At 44.8% G+C, this 15,230-nt stretch carries 16 protein-coding genes; 9 read left to right on the top strand and 7 right to left on the bottom strand.

The features are described from left to right. The first annotated feature begins 123 nt into the window (after positions 1–123). Genes B3R63_RS00305 through B3R63_RS00295 form a run of 3 tightly spaced genes read left to right on the top strand, consistent with a single transcriptional unit; the run spans position 124 to position 3,456 of the window. Complete coding sequence (locus B3R63_RS00305) at positions 124–2,208, top strand: FUSC family protein (protein ID WP_286727469.1); 2,085 nt, start codon at positions 124–126, stop codon at positions 2,206–2,208. Between the two features lies 1 nt (position 2,209). Further along, positions 2,210–2,416: a DUF1656 domain-containing protein gene (locus tag B3R63_RS00300; RefSeq protein ID WP_005017009.1), complete on the top strand. Its 207-nt coding sequence runs from the start codon at positions 2,210–2,212 to the stop codon at positions 2,414–2,416. Between the two features lie 26 nt (positions 2,417–2,442). Next, entirely contained in the window at positions 2,443–3,456 is a 1,014-nt protein-coding gene (locus tag B3R63_RS00295; RefSeq protein WP_286727505.1) for an HlyD family secretion protein, read from the top strand. 64 nt (positions 3,457–3,520) lie between these two features. Here the strand turns inward: B3R63_RS00295 and ruvX are convergent, their stop codons facing one another. The 3 genes from ruvX to recN all read right to left on the bottom strand — a co-directional run bounded on the left by ruvX (position 3,521) and on the right by recN (position 6,508). Next, on the bottom strand, positions 3,521–3,964 hold the full coding sequence (gene ruvX / locus B3R63_RS00290; protein WP_005017006.1) for a Holliday junction resolvase RuvX: 444 nt from the start codon (positions 3,962–3,964) through the stop codon (positions 3,521–3,523). Further along, a complete protein-coding gene (locus tag B3R63_RS00285; RefSeq protein WP_005017002.1) occupies positions 3,957–4,511 on the bottom strand; it encodes a YqgE/AlgH family protein in 555 nt (184 codons plus the stop codon). Before B3R63_RS00285 ends, ruvX begins: the two co-directional genes overlap by 8 nt. Positions 4,512–4,846: 335 nt before the next feature. Beyond that, the gene (recN, locus tag B3R63_RS00280; RefSeq protein ID WP_286727468.1) at positions 4,847–6,508 is read right to left on the bottom strand and encodes a DNA repair protein RecN; all 1,662 of its coding nucleotides are present in this window, start codon (positions 6,506–6,508) and stop codon (positions 4,847–4,849) included. Positions 6,509–6,910: 402 nt separating this feature from the next. Between recN and B3R63_RS00275 the strand changes: the two genes are divergently transcribed. The 4 genes from B3R63_RS00275 (at position 6,911) to B3R63_RS00260 (ending at position 9,258) form a co-directional block, all read left to right on the top strand. Then, the gene (locus B3R63_RS00275) at positions 6,911–7,048 is read left to right on the top strand and encodes a hypothetical protein (RefSeq protein ID WP_286727467.1); all 138 of its coding nucleotides are present in this window, start codon (positions 6,911–6,913) and stop codon (positions 7,046–7,048) included. 67 nt (positions 7,049–7,115) lie between these two features. Then, positions 7,116–7,439: a pyrimidine/purine nucleoside phosphorylase gene (locus B3R63_RS00270; protein WP_005016998.1), complete on the top strand. Its 324-nt coding sequence runs from the start codon at positions 7,116–7,118 to the stop codon at positions 7,437–7,439. Between the two features lie 103 nt (positions 7,440–7,542). Continuing rightward, the gene (rlmB, locus tag B3R63_RS00265; protein ID WP_017400663.1) at positions 7,543–8,298 is read left to right on the top strand and encodes a 23S rRNA (guanosine(2251)-2'-O)-methyltransferase RlmB; all 756 of its coding nucleotides are present in this window, start codon (positions 7,543–7,545) and stop codon (positions 8,296–8,298) included. Positions 8,299–8,322: 24 nt separating this feature from the next. Next, the gene (locus B3R63_RS00260) at positions 8,323–9,258 is read left to right on the top strand and encodes a DMT family transporter (RefSeq protein ID WP_286727465.1); all 936 of its coding nucleotides are present in this window, start codon (positions 8,323–8,325) and stop codon (positions 9,256–9,258) included. On the opposite strand, the gene coaE is transcribed toward B3R63_RS00260, so the two are convergent. The 4 genes from coaE to pilB are packed head-to-tail and all read right to left on the bottom strand — an operon-like array spanning position 9,255 to position 13,693. After that, positions 9,255–9,866, bottom strand: coding sequence for a dephospho-CoA kinase (gene coaE, locus B3R63_RS00255; RefSeq protein ID WP_034683446.1), 612 nt, complete (start codon positions 9,864–9,866; stop codon positions 9,255–9,257). The two genes, B3R63_RS00260 and coaE, sit on opposite strands and share 4 nt — an antisense overlap. A gap of 1 nt (position 9,867) precedes the next feature. Continuing rightward, a complete protein-coding gene (locus B3R63_RS00250) occupies positions 9,868–10,728 on the bottom strand; it encodes a prepilin peptidase (protein ID WP_005016989.1) in 861 nt (286 codons plus the stop codon). After that, positions 10,728–11,954: a type II secretion system F family protein gene (locus tag B3R63_RS00245; RefSeq protein WP_286727464.1), complete on the bottom strand. Its 1,227-nt coding sequence runs from the start codon at positions 11,952–11,954 to the stop codon at positions 10,728–10,730. The genes B3R63_RS00250 and B3R63_RS00245 overlap by 1 nt, the downstream gene beginning before the upstream one ends. A gap of 29 nt (positions 11,955–11,983) precedes the next feature. After that, positions 11,984–13,693, bottom strand: a complete 1,710-nt coding sequence (pilB, locus tag B3R63_RS00240) for a type IV-A pilus assembly ATPase PilB (protein WP_286727463.1) — start codon at positions 13,691–13,693, stop codon at positions 11,984–11,986. Positions 13,694–13,981: 288 nt separating this feature from the next. Here pilB and tpiA point away from each other — a divergent pair, with 288 nt between their 5' ends. Together tpiA and secG are read left to right on the top strand one after the other, a co-directional pair. Beyond that, the gene (gene tpiA, locus B3R63_RS00235; protein WP_286727462.1) at positions 13,982–14,776 is read left to right on the top strand and encodes a triose-phosphate isomerase; all 795 of its coding nucleotides are present in this window, start codon (positions 13,982–13,984) and stop codon (positions 14,774–14,776) included. A gap of 10 nt (positions 14,777–14,786) precedes the next feature. Then, positions 14,787–15,116, top strand: coding sequence for a preprotein translocase subunit SecG (gene secG, locus B3R63_RS00230; RefSeq protein ID WP_046206287.1), 330 nt, complete (start codon positions 14,787–14,789; stop codon positions 15,114–15,116). The last annotated feature ends 114 nt before the right edge of the window (positions 15,117–15,230 follow it).

The raw sequence follows: 15,230 nt of genomic DNA, 5'->3' as shown, positions 1-15,230 counted from the left end.
GCAATATCTATATCAGGGCTTAAAAGCTAGGGTCCTGCTATGTGCGATATTTGGCAGGTCTAGGTAAGTTGATGTTGACTTGGAAGTACGCCTTAAAACGGATTTCTATTTTCGAGATACCACATGCTATTTAAACAAATCTTGGCCTTTCGTCCGGGCCGGATGGAACTGACTTTTGCGCTTAAAACTTTTATTGCCGGCATGCTGGCTCTATTTGTATCTTTTCGTCTGGATCTGATTAACCCGATGTGGTCAATTGGTACAGTGATGATTATTGCCAGTCCATTCTCAGGCATGGTCTCTTCCAAATGTGTATATCGGCTTATCGGAACGGTTGCAGGGGCGATAATCGCATTGCTATTGACTCCACCCCTGATCAATACACCGTGGCTATTTTCTGTTGTACTGGCGCTATGGGTCGGTTTTGCACTTTATATTTCTCTTTTGGACCGTACACCGCGCAGTTATGTATTTATGCTGGCCGGTTATTCTACTGCCATGATCGTATGTAATGCGATTGGTTATATAGACAGCTATAACATCTTTGATCTGGCTTTGGCTCGGGTACTGGAAATTTCAATCGGGGTGATTGCCCATGCTGTGGTCTCAGCGACAGTTTTACCGGTACATATTGGCTCGGTCATCAGACAGCGTGTCACTAAACTTTTGAATGATACTGAAAACCTGTTTAGTAATTTGCTGAAAAATCCGCATCCAGATCAGAACTATAGCGAACTGCTGGCTGGAATAACCCGTGACAGTAGTGATATTCATGCACTTGCTGTGCACTTGTCTTACGAGAAGGGTGAATTGCAGGGCATGACCAAACAGTTGCAGGAAATGCTGCATCAAATGTCCATGGTAATTGCCAATCTGGTCGCCATGTCGGAAAAGCGCGAACAGCTTCATCAACTTGATTTTAAAAAATCTGAGTATCTGGAAAAACTTCAGCAGCATGTGCTGAATTTTCTAAATCAGAAGCAGCCTGTAGCCGAGAGCCAACTGACTGAATTGCCTGCAGAGTTCGAGGCTGACTTCAATGAATTGCTGCGAGATGTTAACCCTGAACAATATATCGTTTTAAGCAGTATAAAAATGGACATCCGGCATTTTATTCATAATATCCGGACGGTTAAATTATTGTGGGGGCTGATTCAGGCAGGTGAGAAAAATATCCCTGAGAGTATTACTCCAATTACTACAAATTATCCGAGTTTACATCGTGATTATGGCGTGGCAGTGCGCGGAGGTATCAGCGCCTTTCTGATTACACTGATCGTTTGTGCGCTCTGGATCCTTTCTGGTTGGCGCATGGGCTTCATGATGGCACAGATGGGGGCAGTAACAGCATGTATTTTGACAGCACTTGATAACCCGGTACCCGTGCTGCGTATCTTTATCTGGGGCAGTCTGGTTTCGGCTGGACTGGTATTTGTATATGCCTTTGGTATTTTTCCACATATTACGGCGTTTTGGGAGCTGGCACTGGTGCTTCTGCCCATGTTCCTGTTTTCTGTATCCATGATGGCCAATCCTTCTCTGATGCCAGTAGGAATGGTGCTGGGTATTAATACCATGATGGGGCTAAATCTGCGTAATTCTTACAATATGGATGCAGTGACCTATTTTGACAGCTCTTTTGCCATGATTCTGGGTGTTCTGGTCTCACTGATTGTGATCTATTTTGTACGCGCCATGTCACCAGAAACTAGCGCAACACGGATACTGGCCCTGCATAGTAAAGCCATGCGCCAAGCACTTGTATTGCCTTATGGTACCCAGTTCAGGATTCATCTTAGAAGCATGCTCGACCGAATCGGTGTACTGAATACCAAAATGGTTCAGTCATCTGAGATTCGTTCTTCGATTAATGCAGCACTGGTTGAATGTAGTGCGATTGTCGATTTAAGCCGGCTGCAGGAACTGGCAGGTCAGTTATCTGATCATGAGCTGCTGGTGAAACAGATTGCACAGCTGGGCCAGCAGCTCGAGCACTATTTTGAAATACGTGAGCAGGCAGGCTTGTGGAACGCTGTACCATCCACTGAACTTGTACGGCAGCTCCAAGAGTTACGTTTACTTGCCACAAATGTTGAAGATAATGAGCTGCGACTTCGACTGCTAATTTCACTGAACAATATCCAGTGCAGTATTTGCCATATCGGGATAAGCAATACACAACCACATTTTACTATGGCAGGAGCTTGAGATGGGTGAAGTCAATATTTATGGACTTTATGTTCCGATTCTGCTGATACAGGCGATTTTGGCTTACGGATTACTCAAGCTTACAGATGTATTTACCCATCGCTGGGTTACAAATGGCTGGATTATGTGGCCAGGCATATTTCATCTTTGCTGGTATCTAGTGCTACTGCTCTGTATCCACTGGCTCTTTCTTTATTTTTCTGCTTGATTTTCTCTGGTGATAGGTTGACCGTGATGAACTCATTTGATGCGCGCAAGCTGCTTCGTCCCTTATCTCTGCTGCTGGTGGCGGCAGTTGCTCTTTATGCCATTATACATTTATGGAACTACTATAATGCTGCACCCTGGACCCGTGACGGTCGGGTGAAGGGTGATGTGATGCAGGTTTCTTCAGATGTTTCCGGACTGGTCACAGAAGTTCTGGTACAAGATAACCAGACGGTAAAAAAAGGTCAGGTCTTGTTTAAAATAGATGTCGCCCGTCAGGCACTGGATGTCGAACAGGCTAAATCTGATCTTGCTAAAGCCAGGGCTGGGCTGGCCGAAGCTGAAGCCGCTCTAGCCCAGTCACATGCCAACTCAATCAAGTCTCAAGCCAATATCCGGCTAGCAGAGAAAAATGCACAGCGTTATGCCAGCTTAATGAATGGTGCAATTTCTAAGCAGGAACAAGACCAGATGTTCGCAGTGCGTGACCAGGCGCGTGCCGAACATGAACAGATGCAGGCTGCTATTCAGCAGGCGCAGGCCACTATCCGTCAGCAGAAAGCATTGATTGAAGCTGCCACCAGCCAGGTACATCTGGCCGAACTCAACCTGCACCGCTCAGCAGTTATTGCACCGGCAGACGGCACTTTATCCAATTTTGATATGCGCCCTGGTAATTACGTGAAATCTGGACAGGCAGTGGCTGCCTTGGTCGACCGCCAGCAGCTCTATGTGGTCGGTTATTTTGAAGAGACCAAACTTGACAGAATACATGTGGGAGATAAAGCCACAGTACAGCTCATGGGAGATTCGGAAAAGATTTATGGCCATGTGCAGGGCATAGCAACAGGAATTGAAGACCGTGAGCGTGGCAACAGTTCTAACCTGCTGGCCAACGTCAACCCTACATTTAGCTGGGTGCGACTGGCACAGCGGGTACCGGTCAAAATCATGATTGATAAATTGCCAGAAAACCGGTTAACCCTGGTATCAGGCCGTACTGCAACAGTACGAATCATTGAAGCCAAAAATCATATTTGACCGGTCTTGGCAAAAATCATTAAAAAGAAGAGTATTACTCTTCTTTTTTATAGAAGATAAAATATCAGGGCTTAAGACCATCTGGTTCCCGATACCAGCTTTCAATCAGCAGGGCAGCTGCAATACTGTCAGCCGCAAGTTTACGGTTCCCACCCTGAGCCTGATACTGACTCAGTTCACTACGGGCTTCGCGAGTCGTTAGACGCTCATCCACCATCAGGGTTTCAATGTTGGTCTGATGACGCAGTCGCCGTGCAAACTTGCGGGCACGGGCAGAAAGTTCTGACTCACTCTCATCCATGTTTAAGGGTAAACCGACCAGAAACAGGTCCGGTTGCCATTCTTTGACAATCTTCAGCAAATGTTCCCAATTCGGGATTCCATCCTTCATCGGGAAGAGCGTCAAGGGATTAGCACTCTGAATAGCTGCCTGTCCGATAGCCATGCCCATTTTCTGAGTGCCAAAGTCAAAAGCCATAATCAGGCCTGGATGAGAGGCATCAGGCATGACCAATCTCGGAAGCTAGCCAGGTACGGTCTAGGCCCATTTTTTTATAGGCAGCGTCCCAGCGGTCATCGTAAGGCAGATTAAAAATCAGGTCCATATCTGCATCACAGATGAGCCAGTCACCGCGTGCAATCTCTTCTTCAAGTTGATTTTTGCTCCAACTGGCATAACCCAGCGCTATCTGGTAACGGTCCACTCCTTCATTGTGTGCAATTGCATCCAGAATATCTTTACTGGTGGTGATACAAACGTTTTCACCAATAGCAATAGACGAATGCCAGACGGGTTGACCAGTATGTAAAACGAAACCTGCCTCCGGGCGCAATGGACCGCCCTGAAGCACATCATGAGGTTGGACATTATCTGCATCAATTTCCAGGTCATTCAACAATTCTTTGATCTGAATGCCAGCAGGTCGGTTGATAATAATCCCTTGTGCGCCGTCTTCATCATGTCGAGCCAGATAGATGACCGTATGAGCAAAGAAATCATCGGCAATTTCTGGAGGAGCGATAAGACAACGATGCGTCAAATATTGTTTGGTCACCTAAGCTGTTCTCCTAAATTGTCAGCATAAAGTTTTGTCTGGAACAAAAATTGAGGCAAAAAGATAAATTTCAATAAAATTACAGAGTATGGTCTCTCCACTTATAAGTGACTACTGTCGAGAATACAATCCTCTGCACGTAAGCATCTGTGCCTTTCAGCAAAAAAAAGCAGAAACTTATTGGTCAGATGTAGCCTTGAATTAAATACTTACTATTCAAGGCTTGCAGAATGGGGACAGACTAGAATATAAAATCTGCTGATTGAAGATAATTGTGGCGATTTCATAAAAATCAAGAGCTCAAACTGGCTGCTGATTGCTAAAAAATATATCTATTAAGCCTGCTGGAATTTAAGCTGACGCAACTGTCTGGCATGCTGCAAGGTGGTGTTACTAATTTCAACGCCACCTGTCATACGGGCCAGTTCCTGAATCCTTTCATCTTCATCCAGTTCAATGATGGTACTGCTGGCCGGATCAGTCTGCAGTTTCTTTACCAGAAGATGCTGGTCAGATTGAGCCGCCACTTGGGCCTGATGGGTAATACACAGAATTTGTACATGCTGTGCCAGCCCGCCAAGCAGTCGTCCTACAATCTCGGCAGTACCGCCGCTGATCCCGACATCGATTTCATCAAACACCAGAACCTCAGCTTCAGTTTTCTCGGCATTCATCACCTGCATTACCAGTGCAATACGTGACAGCTCACCTCCTGAAGCTACCCGTGCCAGTGGTTGGGCCGGTATGCCTTTATTGGCGGTAAACAGTAGCTGGATAAAGCTCAGGCCTTCTGCAGTAGGCTGTTCCAGTGCATCAAAACGGAATTCAAAATAAGCTTCGGGCAGGGCCAGTGGTTTTACCTGTTCAGTCAGCTGTTTGGCAAGTGGTATCGCGGCTTCACGTCGAATCTGGTCCAGATGCTCAGCCTTCTGCAAAAAGTCCTGATGAGCGCGTTCAACCTGTTCGGCCAGCATTTCTGGGTCTTCGAGTTGTTGCAGTTTTTCCAGTTCCTGCTGCCAGAGTTCATATTCTTCTTTTAGCTGCTCTGGCTGGATTCTATACTTACGGGCCAAACGATGAAAAATCTCAAGCTGGGTATTCAGCTCTTCCATACGTTCTGGATCAAAGCTCTGCCGGTCAATAAACTGGCGTAGCTGCGCTGTTCCTTCATCTAGTTCACTTTGCGCATTTAATAATGCATTATAAATACTGGATAGCTGTTCACTACGCCCGGCATGTGTTTCCAGCCGGCGAATTACCGAAGAGAGCTCCTGAGAAAGATTGGTTTCTGCTTCATCGAGTACATTCAGGCTGTAAGCGCAGTCCTGCATAATATGTTCATGATGGCTGAGACGGTCAAATTCCTGCTCTATTTCTTTATAGTGAATAGCAACCATATCTTCAAGTTCTTCAAGCTGTAGCTCCAGCGTACTGATCCGCTGTAATCGGCTAGCCTGTGCTTCAAGCGCAGCCTGATGCTGGCGAATATTCTTCTGCCACTGGCTATAGGCGTCACGTACTTGCTGGGTCTCATTATAAAAATTACTGTAGCGGTCTAGCCACTTGCGTGGATAAGGGGGTTCCAGAAGCTGCTGCTGACTATGCTGGCTATAAAGCTGAACCAGAAGACGTCCAATTTCTTTCAGTTCAGATAGGCTGCTCGGGCGGCCATTGATCCAGGCTTTACTGCGGCCTGTAGCAAAAATTACCCGGCGTAAATGTATTTCACCTGATTCATCATTTAACTCATGCGCACTGAGCCACCCTGCTTCAGGGCTATCTGGCTGGTAGCTGAAGACGGCAGTAATGTCGGCCTTGTCTGTGCCATAACGAACATAGTTGGTATCGGTACGTTCACCGAGGCAGGCAGAAAGTGCATCAAGTAATAAGGATTTACCAGCACCGGTCTCGCCTGTGAGTACATTAAAACCTTGTTCAATATCAAGGGCCAGATGGTCAGCAAGCGCAAAATTGATCAGTGTTAAATGTGTCAGCATAAACGCATCCAGGCTGCGAAAGGTTTGTGTCTAAGATAGTCAAGTTTTGTTGTGGTCACAAGATGGCTTTTATTTTAAGACATTCAAAATATGATAACGCGATCTTAAAATAAATATGCGAATAAAAATTTTGTAAATACAGTTGTTCTGTTCTTGGCAAAAAGCTGTATTCGCTTTAACAATACTGAAAACTAATTAAGAGAATATATTGCCAGCAAAGATCAGTGTTCCATTGTTGTTATACCAGTCATATATTGTTGATGGTTAGAATTACAAAATGAAAAATACGGTTTGATCAAAAATGTAATGATGAATTAGATGTTTAACTCAAAATTTCATCTTTATAAGCACAAGTGCAACAAATATAGCAGACACAATATCATAGTAAGTTATAGACAGAGAATGATAAAAAATGGTCGCTCATCAACCGTTATGCTGGAACTTTCAACTATTGGTTCAAGGCTGCCTGTAGATCTGAATAAACTGAACGGCAAGGAATGGAAAATATTGATTTTTCCTGTTGAAACGGCAATTGATTAGTTGCGCCGCCGCAATTAAACTACCGCAATCATAACGTATATAAATGCGCATTATCTGGAGAATACGCATGTCAGCACAGTTTGATCATGTATCAGTAATAAAAAAATCAAATGTTTATTTTGGTGGTTCGTGTATTAGCCATACAATTTTATTTGAAGACGGTACTAAAAAAACTCTGGGGGTCATTTTACCGACAGAGCAGCCGCTTACCTTTGAAACCCATGTGCCTGAGCGTATGGAGATTATCTCTGGTGAATGCCGTGTTAAAATTGCCAATAATGAAGAGGCTGAACTGTTCCGCGCCGGTCAGTCTTTTTATGTACCAGGTAACAGCACCTTTAAAATTGAAACTGATGATGTGCTTGATTATGTTTGCCACCTAGAAGGCTAAGCATTCTGCAATAAATCAGGTACACTAGACTGATATAGGAGATCCTGCGAAGTTACTTTGCAGGATTTTTGTTTTTCACAAGTCACCAGCTTAGAGGTCGTTCATGGCAAAACCTGAATATTATTATGGCGTTCATGCAGTGGAGTCATTATTAGAACTGGAGCCAGAACGGGTTCTGACCCTGTTTACACTAAAAGGGCGTGAAGACCAGCGTTTGCAAAAGATTCTGGAACTGGCTGAACCTTTCGGAATTAGTGTGCAAAAAGCCAGCCGGGACAGTCTTGAAAAGCTGGCCGGGTTGCCCTTTCATCAGGGGGTTGTGGCTGCTGTCCGTCCACATCCGGTTCTGAATGAAAAAGATCTAGAACAGTTACTTGAACAAACACCAGATGTTCTATTGCTGGCCCTAGACCAGGTAACTGATCCGCATAACCTGGGGGCCTGTATCCGTACAGCCGCAGCAATGGGTGTACAGGCAGTTATTGTGCCACGTGACCGTTCAGCCAGTCTGACACCGACGGCACGGAAAGTGGCAGCCGGTGGGGCGGAGAAAGTCAAGTTCATTCAGGTTACCAATTTGGCCCGTACGCTTGCACAGATGAAAGAGCATTCACAAGTACGAGTAATAGGAACCATGCTCGACGAACAAGCATTGCCGCTTCAGCAATGTGACCTGACCGGACCTATAGTGATTGTAATGGGTGCTGAAGATACCGGTTTAAGACCTATCACCCAGGCACAGTGCGACCACAAGGTTTACATTCCGATGGCTGGAAATCTGCAAAGTTTAAATGTCAGTGTGGCGACCGGTATGGCGCTCTATGAAGCCTGTCGTCAGCGTAATGCTAAAAGTTTATAAGTTGATTAATTAAAAGGATGCAGCATGACTCCCCGGGTTCAAGGTTATCTGTTTGTGGCGATTACCATGTGTATCTGGGGCGGTTTCACTTTATTCTCCCGTTTAAATGCCCAGTGGCATATCAGCCCTTGGGATATTACGGCCTTACGTTTCGGTCTGGCCTTTTTCATTCTCATACCTATTCTGCTGTATAAAAAAGATACTGCATTTTTATGGACGAGACAGTCTGTTCTGTTGGCACTGATTGGCGGCTTAGGATACTGCTTAACAGTGTATACAGCATTTTTGTATGCTCCTGCTGCCCATGCCGCGATTTTTCTCAACGGTTGTATTCCACTAACCACTGCTGTAGCAGCATGGATTTTATTTAAACAGCCTTTTGATCAGCATACCTGGCTAAGTCTTGGCATTATGCTACTTGCTTTAGCTGTCATGAGTTATCTGATTTCACGCTCAAGCAGTCATGCATTTGGTATAGGAGATATCCTTCTATTTATCAGTGCCATCTGGTGGGGCGTATTTACTGTACTGCTCAAACAGTGGAAGCTGTCTGCGTGGCACTCTATGGCGAGCGTCGTAATTTGGTCAGCCCTTATCTATGTTCCAATTTACTTATTATTTATACCTAAACATCTTAGTGAGCCAGAACCTCTGCATCTGGTTATCCAGACACTTTTCCACGGCGTTTTTGTAGTAATCATTGCTACCCTGACTTATGTGGCAGCCATTGAGCGTTTAGGGGCTTTTAAAACTGGAAGTATTGTAACTCTGGCACCTTTTATTGCAGCCTTGCTTGCCATACCACTGCTCGGCGAATCATTAAGTCTCTCTGTGCTTACTGGATTAATCGGGATGAGTTTTGGAGCTTTACAGCCATGGCGTTGGTTCCGCAAAGATACTTTACAGGCACAGCTGGAAAACCAGAAAAAAGGTTCTGGTCCAGACTCTCGCATCTCCTAATCTGCTTTTAGCTTTTCGGCCTTGATGAGGTAAAGCTGATGAAGAGGCTGTAATTGAGCATATAGATGCTCCAGATGGCCATCATTGGTTACAATATCATGAGCGAGAGTCTGTTTTTGTGAGCGAGGCATCTGTGCGGCAATGATCTGACGGATCTGGTCCTCAGACTGCTGGTCACGCGCACAGGCACGCATAATCTGGATATCTTCGCTGGTATCGACTAAAAGTGTATGCTGGGCAAGTTCATGCTGATTGGTTTCAAATAAAAGAGGAGAAACCAGTATGGCATAAGGACTTTGGGCAGCCTGTAGCTGCTGAATTAACGCCTGGCGGATAGCAGGATGGGTAATTCCTTCTAGAGTCTGACGCGCTTCCGGTAGCTTGAAAATATGTTCACGCAATGCCCGACGGTTTAACTCGCCATCTTCTTGTAACACCCAGTCACCAAAGGCATCATGAATTTGTGCCAGTGCTGGCTGGCCACGCTGTACCACTTCACGTGCTACTACATCGGCATCTACGACCTGTATACCTTGAGACTCAAACCACTGGCTGGCAGCTGACTTTCCACTGCCTATTCCTCCTGTTAACCCCAAGATAAATGTCATATCAGCCTCCCAGATAAATTTTCATAATTTGCTCACCCCATAAAAAAGCGATCCAGCCGGCAATCGCAATATAGGGACCAAAGGCAAAAGGCTGGTTTTCCTTGCGAATCTTGAGCAGTACGATACCAATAATTGCCCCGACTAAAGATGAAAGTAGCACAATTAAAGGCAGCATTAAAGGACCCATCCAGGCTCCGAGTGCGGCCAGTAACTTAAAGTCCCCGTATCCCATGCCTTCTTTGCCGGTGATGACTTTAAACAGGTAATACACAATCCATAAGCATAAAAACCCAATCACATAACCCCAAATAGCAGAGCTTGCCGAGGTATATAATGCATAACTGTTCAGAGCTAGGCCTAAGGCGGCAAGCGGCAAGGTATACCGGTCTGGAAGCAGTTGGGTATCAAAATCGATGAAGGTCAGAGTAATTAATGCCCAAGTCAGTAACAGACCAAATAGCATTTGCAGGGTAGGGCCATAGACAGCTACTACAATAAGTGAACACAGAGCAGTTAAAAGTTCAACTAGAGGGTAACGGATACTGATCGGATTCTGGCATTGACCACATTTGCCTCTGAGTAGCAGCCAGCTGACCAAAGGCAGATTCTGATACCAGCGAATCGGCGTATGACAGTTGGGACAGGTAGAAGCCGGATAGCTGAGCGTGAGTTTTGTTTCATCAATTAGGGGCTGATCTGGATGAAGCAATAACTGACATTCATTGCGCCATTCCTGCTCCATCATTTTAGGAGTGCGAAGAATAACGACATTTAAAAAACTGCCAATACATAGACTGAAAAGCCCAACCACAATATAGAGCGCAGTCGGGTTATTACTTAATAAGGTGATTAATTCTTGCATTAAACAACTGAACCCATCTGGAAAATTGGCAGATACATGGCGATCACAAGGCCACCCACTAATACACCCAGAATTGCCATAATCAGGGGTTCCATCATGGAAGTCAGACCGTCAACGGCATTGTCAACTTCATTTTCAAAATGTGTCGCGACTTTATCTAACATGGCATCAAGGGCGCCCGATTCTTCTCCAATGGCAACCATCTGTACTGCCATAGGCGGAAAACGGTTAGAGGCACGCATAGCAAACTGAAGCTGCTGACCGGTTGCTACATCTTCCCGGATTTTCATGACAGCCTGCTCATAAATTACATTATTAGTTGCACCGGCAGTAGATTCCAGTGCATCAATAAGTGGTACGCCGGCTGCAAATGTGGTTGCGAGCGTACGGCTATAACGGGCAATAATTGCTTTATAGACCAGATCACCAAAAATTGGCAGTTTAAGAGCCATTCTGTCAAGCGCATCACGGAACTTCTGGCTCCGCTTTTTGGCTTCAAGAAAACCGAAAATAAGAGCAGCAATTACAATAATAAGAATAAACCAGTACTTCTGCATCCAGTTCGACATATTGACAACCATCTGGGTAAATGCAGGCAGATCTGCACCAAACGAGCTAAACAGGTCCTGGAATACCGGAACTACCTTAACCATCAGAATAATGGTTACAATGACTGCAACCACAATAACTGTGGCGGGATATTTCATCGCTTTTTTAATTTTCTGCTTGAGGAGTTCACTCTTTTCTTTATAGATGGCCACCCGGTCGAGCATAGTCTCAAGTGCACCGGACTGTTCACCAGATTCGACCAGTGAACAGAACAGATTGTCAAAATATTGGGGATATTTACGCAGTGCACCGGCAAATGTATTGCCCCCTTCAACTTCAGCCTTAATACCCAAAACCACTTCACGCATAGCCGGATTTTCAAGACCTTCAGCAACAATTTCAAAGCCTTGTACAAGGGGAACACCCGCTTTCATCATGGTGGCCAGCTGACGTGTAAAGATAGTGATATCTAGTGTAGAAACCCTTTTCTTCATCAAGCCTTCTAGAATATTGCGACGTTTTTCCCGAATGGTTTTGATAGTTATTCCTTGCTTGCGCAAAGTCACCTTAGCCAACGCCATATTCTTGGCTGTCAGCTCCCCTTTAACTTTAATTCCTTTACGGTCGACGCCGTCATAAGCAAAAGTCGGCATCATTCGTGCTTTTTTGACTGCCATTGCTTTATCCTTATTTTTAAATGCTGACTTTATTCACTGGTCACACGGTTAATTTCTTGTAAAGAGGTTACACCTTGCATGACTTTCTTTAGGCCAGAACGACGCAAGTTATCAAAACCCAAGCGTGCTGCTGTTGTTGCTATTTCAAGGGCGTTACCGTCTTCCATAATAATTTTTGAAATTTCCGGTGTAACTTTCATTACTTCATAGATACCCACACGACCCCGATAACCATCACGACATTCCGGGCAACCGACAGGTTGATAAACCTGAAAATTAGGGTTGGCTAGATCATCTTCGGTAAAGCCCATCTCAAGCAGACTATTTCTAGGAATCTCTGCTGGTACCTTGCACTGGTTGCATAAACGTCGAGCTAGACGCTGTGCAATGACCAGATTAACTGAAGTGGCAATATTAAATGCTGCTACGCCCATATTTCTTAGGCGTGTTAATGTTTCAGGAGCGCTGTTGGTATGCAGGGTAGACATAACCATGTGACCGGTCTGAGCTGCTTTAATGGCAATCTCTGCTGTTTCCAAGTCACGAATCTCACCTACCATAATAATATCTGGATCCTGACGCAGGAATGACTTTAGCGCGGCAGAGAAGCTTAACCCGACTTTATTATTCACATTGACCTGGTTAATACCTTCAAGATTAATTTCTACCGGGTCTTCGGCAGTCGAAATATTGGTATCCTCACGGTTTAAAATATTGAGGCCTGTATAAAGCGATACGGTTTTACCGGAACCGGTAGGCCCGGTAATGAGTAACATACCTTGCGGCTTTTCTAAAGCTTCTATAAACAGGGCTTTTTGCTCGGGTTCATAGCCTAATGCATCAATACCCAGCATGGCGCTGGACGGATCCAAAATACGCAGAACCAGTTTTTCTCCAAATAGTGTAGGCAGTGAGTTCACACGGAAATCAATAGCTTTGGTCTTAGAGAGTTTTAATTTGATCCGGCCATCTTGGGGAACGCGCTTTTCGGAAATATCCATCTGTGACATAACCTTTAAACGTGAAGCCAGTCGGGTGGCCAGCTGTAAAGGTGGTGTTGCCACCTGTCTTAACACGCCATCGACCCGGTAACGTACCCGGTAATATTTTTCATAAGGCTCGAAATGTAAGTCTGATGCACCAATACGAATGGCATCTACCAATAACTTGTTAATATATTTAACAATTGGAGCTTCTTCTTCCTGAGGCGCATTATCTTGACTGTCGTCCTCATCTAAATTGCTGGTTGAAACATCAATATTGAGTTCTTCATCACCAAAATCAAAATTGCTTTCTTCAGAAAAATTCTGCTCAATAGTACGCTGCAGTTTGTCATGCTCGACAATAACAACTTCAATATTCAGTTTACTGTTAAACCGGATAGCTTCTAAAGCTTCAATATTGGTGGGATTACTGGTAGCAACAAACAGAGTATGACCACGCTTAATGAGGGGCAAGACCCGATGCTTGAGTATCAGTTTCTCATCAACTACATCTCGTGGAATCTGGACAGTATCGTAAACAGCCAAATCGAATAAAGCTTCACCAAACTCAATCGAGATAAATTCTGCAATCAGTAAGGGTGAAAGCTTAAAATGATCGATCAGATAAGGCACGATATCCTGCCGGTTTCTTTTAGCAGTATCGACCGCATTCTGCATTTCAGCAGCAGACACGTGGTTATCCTCAACCAGACGGCGAATAAAACCGGAAAACTTTGGAGTAAAATTAACTGTCATTGTTTATTGCGCCTTTAAATGACCGACGATTTATAGATCTCTGTAAAATTATACTTTTGTTGCCGAAAAATACCACAGTTTAAATAAAGGCTCTGGTATGAAATCATGTATTTAACCTGAACAATGGCTATCTTTAGGAAGAATTTTCTATATAGATCGTCAGGACATATCACAGAACAATAAGCTTAACTTTAAAAGCCTAATAGCAGCAATGGAGTTACGAAATTTATCTTCAAATAGATGAATTCCGTGTAGAATGTGGTGCATTTTTGATGAAAGGTTAGAAGTATGTCGGGTTCGACAATTATTCCTTGGGTTGTTGGTAATTGGAAAATGAACCCAATGCACGCAGATGCCCAGCAACTCATTGAACAATTTAAGCAATTACTTATAGAACAGTACATCAGTCCTGAGCAGTGTCAGTTGGGGATAGCGCCTGTGGCAATTGCGCTGACCTCTGCAAAACAGCAGCTTGGAAATGCTGCAAGTCCGGTGCATGTAGTGGCACAAGATGTCTCACGTATAGCAGGAACTGGGGCGTATACCGGCGAAGTTAGTGCAGAGCTATTAAAAGACAGTCAGATTCACTGGGTGCTCATAGGCCATTCAGAGCGTCGAGAACTGTTAGGTGATGATCTAAAGATTTTAAAAGAAAAAATTAAAAATGCATTAAATGCCGGTCTGAAAATTATTTATTGTGTAGGGGAAAGCCTGGAGCAGCGTGAGGCAGGGCAGGCAGCACAAGTGGTATTGCAACAGATTTGTGACATTGCCGAAGTTGTACAGGCCGGGCAATGGCAAAATATCATGATTGCTTATGAGCCGATCTGGGCAATTGGTACGGGTAAGACTGCCTCTGCCGCAGATGCACAGGCCATGCATGAAAAAATTCGTGAAGCACTTTGCCAAATCACCCCGCTTGGCTCTAATATAGCCATCCTCTACGGTGGCAGTGTTAAGCCTGAGAATGCAGTAGAGCTGGCAGCCTGTCCGGATATTAATGGGGCACTGGTTGGCGGGGCTTCCTTAAACGCCGAGTCCTTCCATAAAATTGCTCAGGCATTTGCCCAAATAAAAGAATGAGGAGTTCGGCATGCATACGTTTGTATTGGTAATACATATTATTCTGGCTGTTTTGATGATTGGACTGATCCTGGTTCAGCATGGTAAAGGTGCTGACGCCGGAGCTTCTTTTGGAGGCGGTGGTGCGGCAACCGTATTTGGTGCTTCAGGGTCTGGTAACTTCATGACCCGGCTCACCGCTATTTTAACTGCACTGTTTTTTGTAACCAGCCTGACCCTGGCAGTCTTTGCAAAAAAACAGACTACAGCTGCTTATAGCTTGCAAAGTGTACAAACCAGTGCGCCTGCGCAACCGGTTTCGCCTGAAACTTCACCAACTGCACCGAAAACTGGTGAATAATTTAAATTAAGGCTTTTCTTTTGCTAGGGAAGCTACTAGAATGCGACCTGCTGCGGTGGTGGTGGAATTGGTAGACACGCTACCTTGAGGTGGTAGTGCCTTCGGGCGTGGGGG

Origin of the sequence: Acinetobacter sp. UBA1297, from assembly GCF_002307755.1 — a bacterium.
Lineage (GTDB): Bacteria > Pseudomonadota > Gammaproteobacteria > Pseudomonadales > Moraxellaceae > Acinetobacter > Acinetobacter radioresistens.
This window is presented reverse-complemented; position numbering and strand designations above follow the sequence as displayed.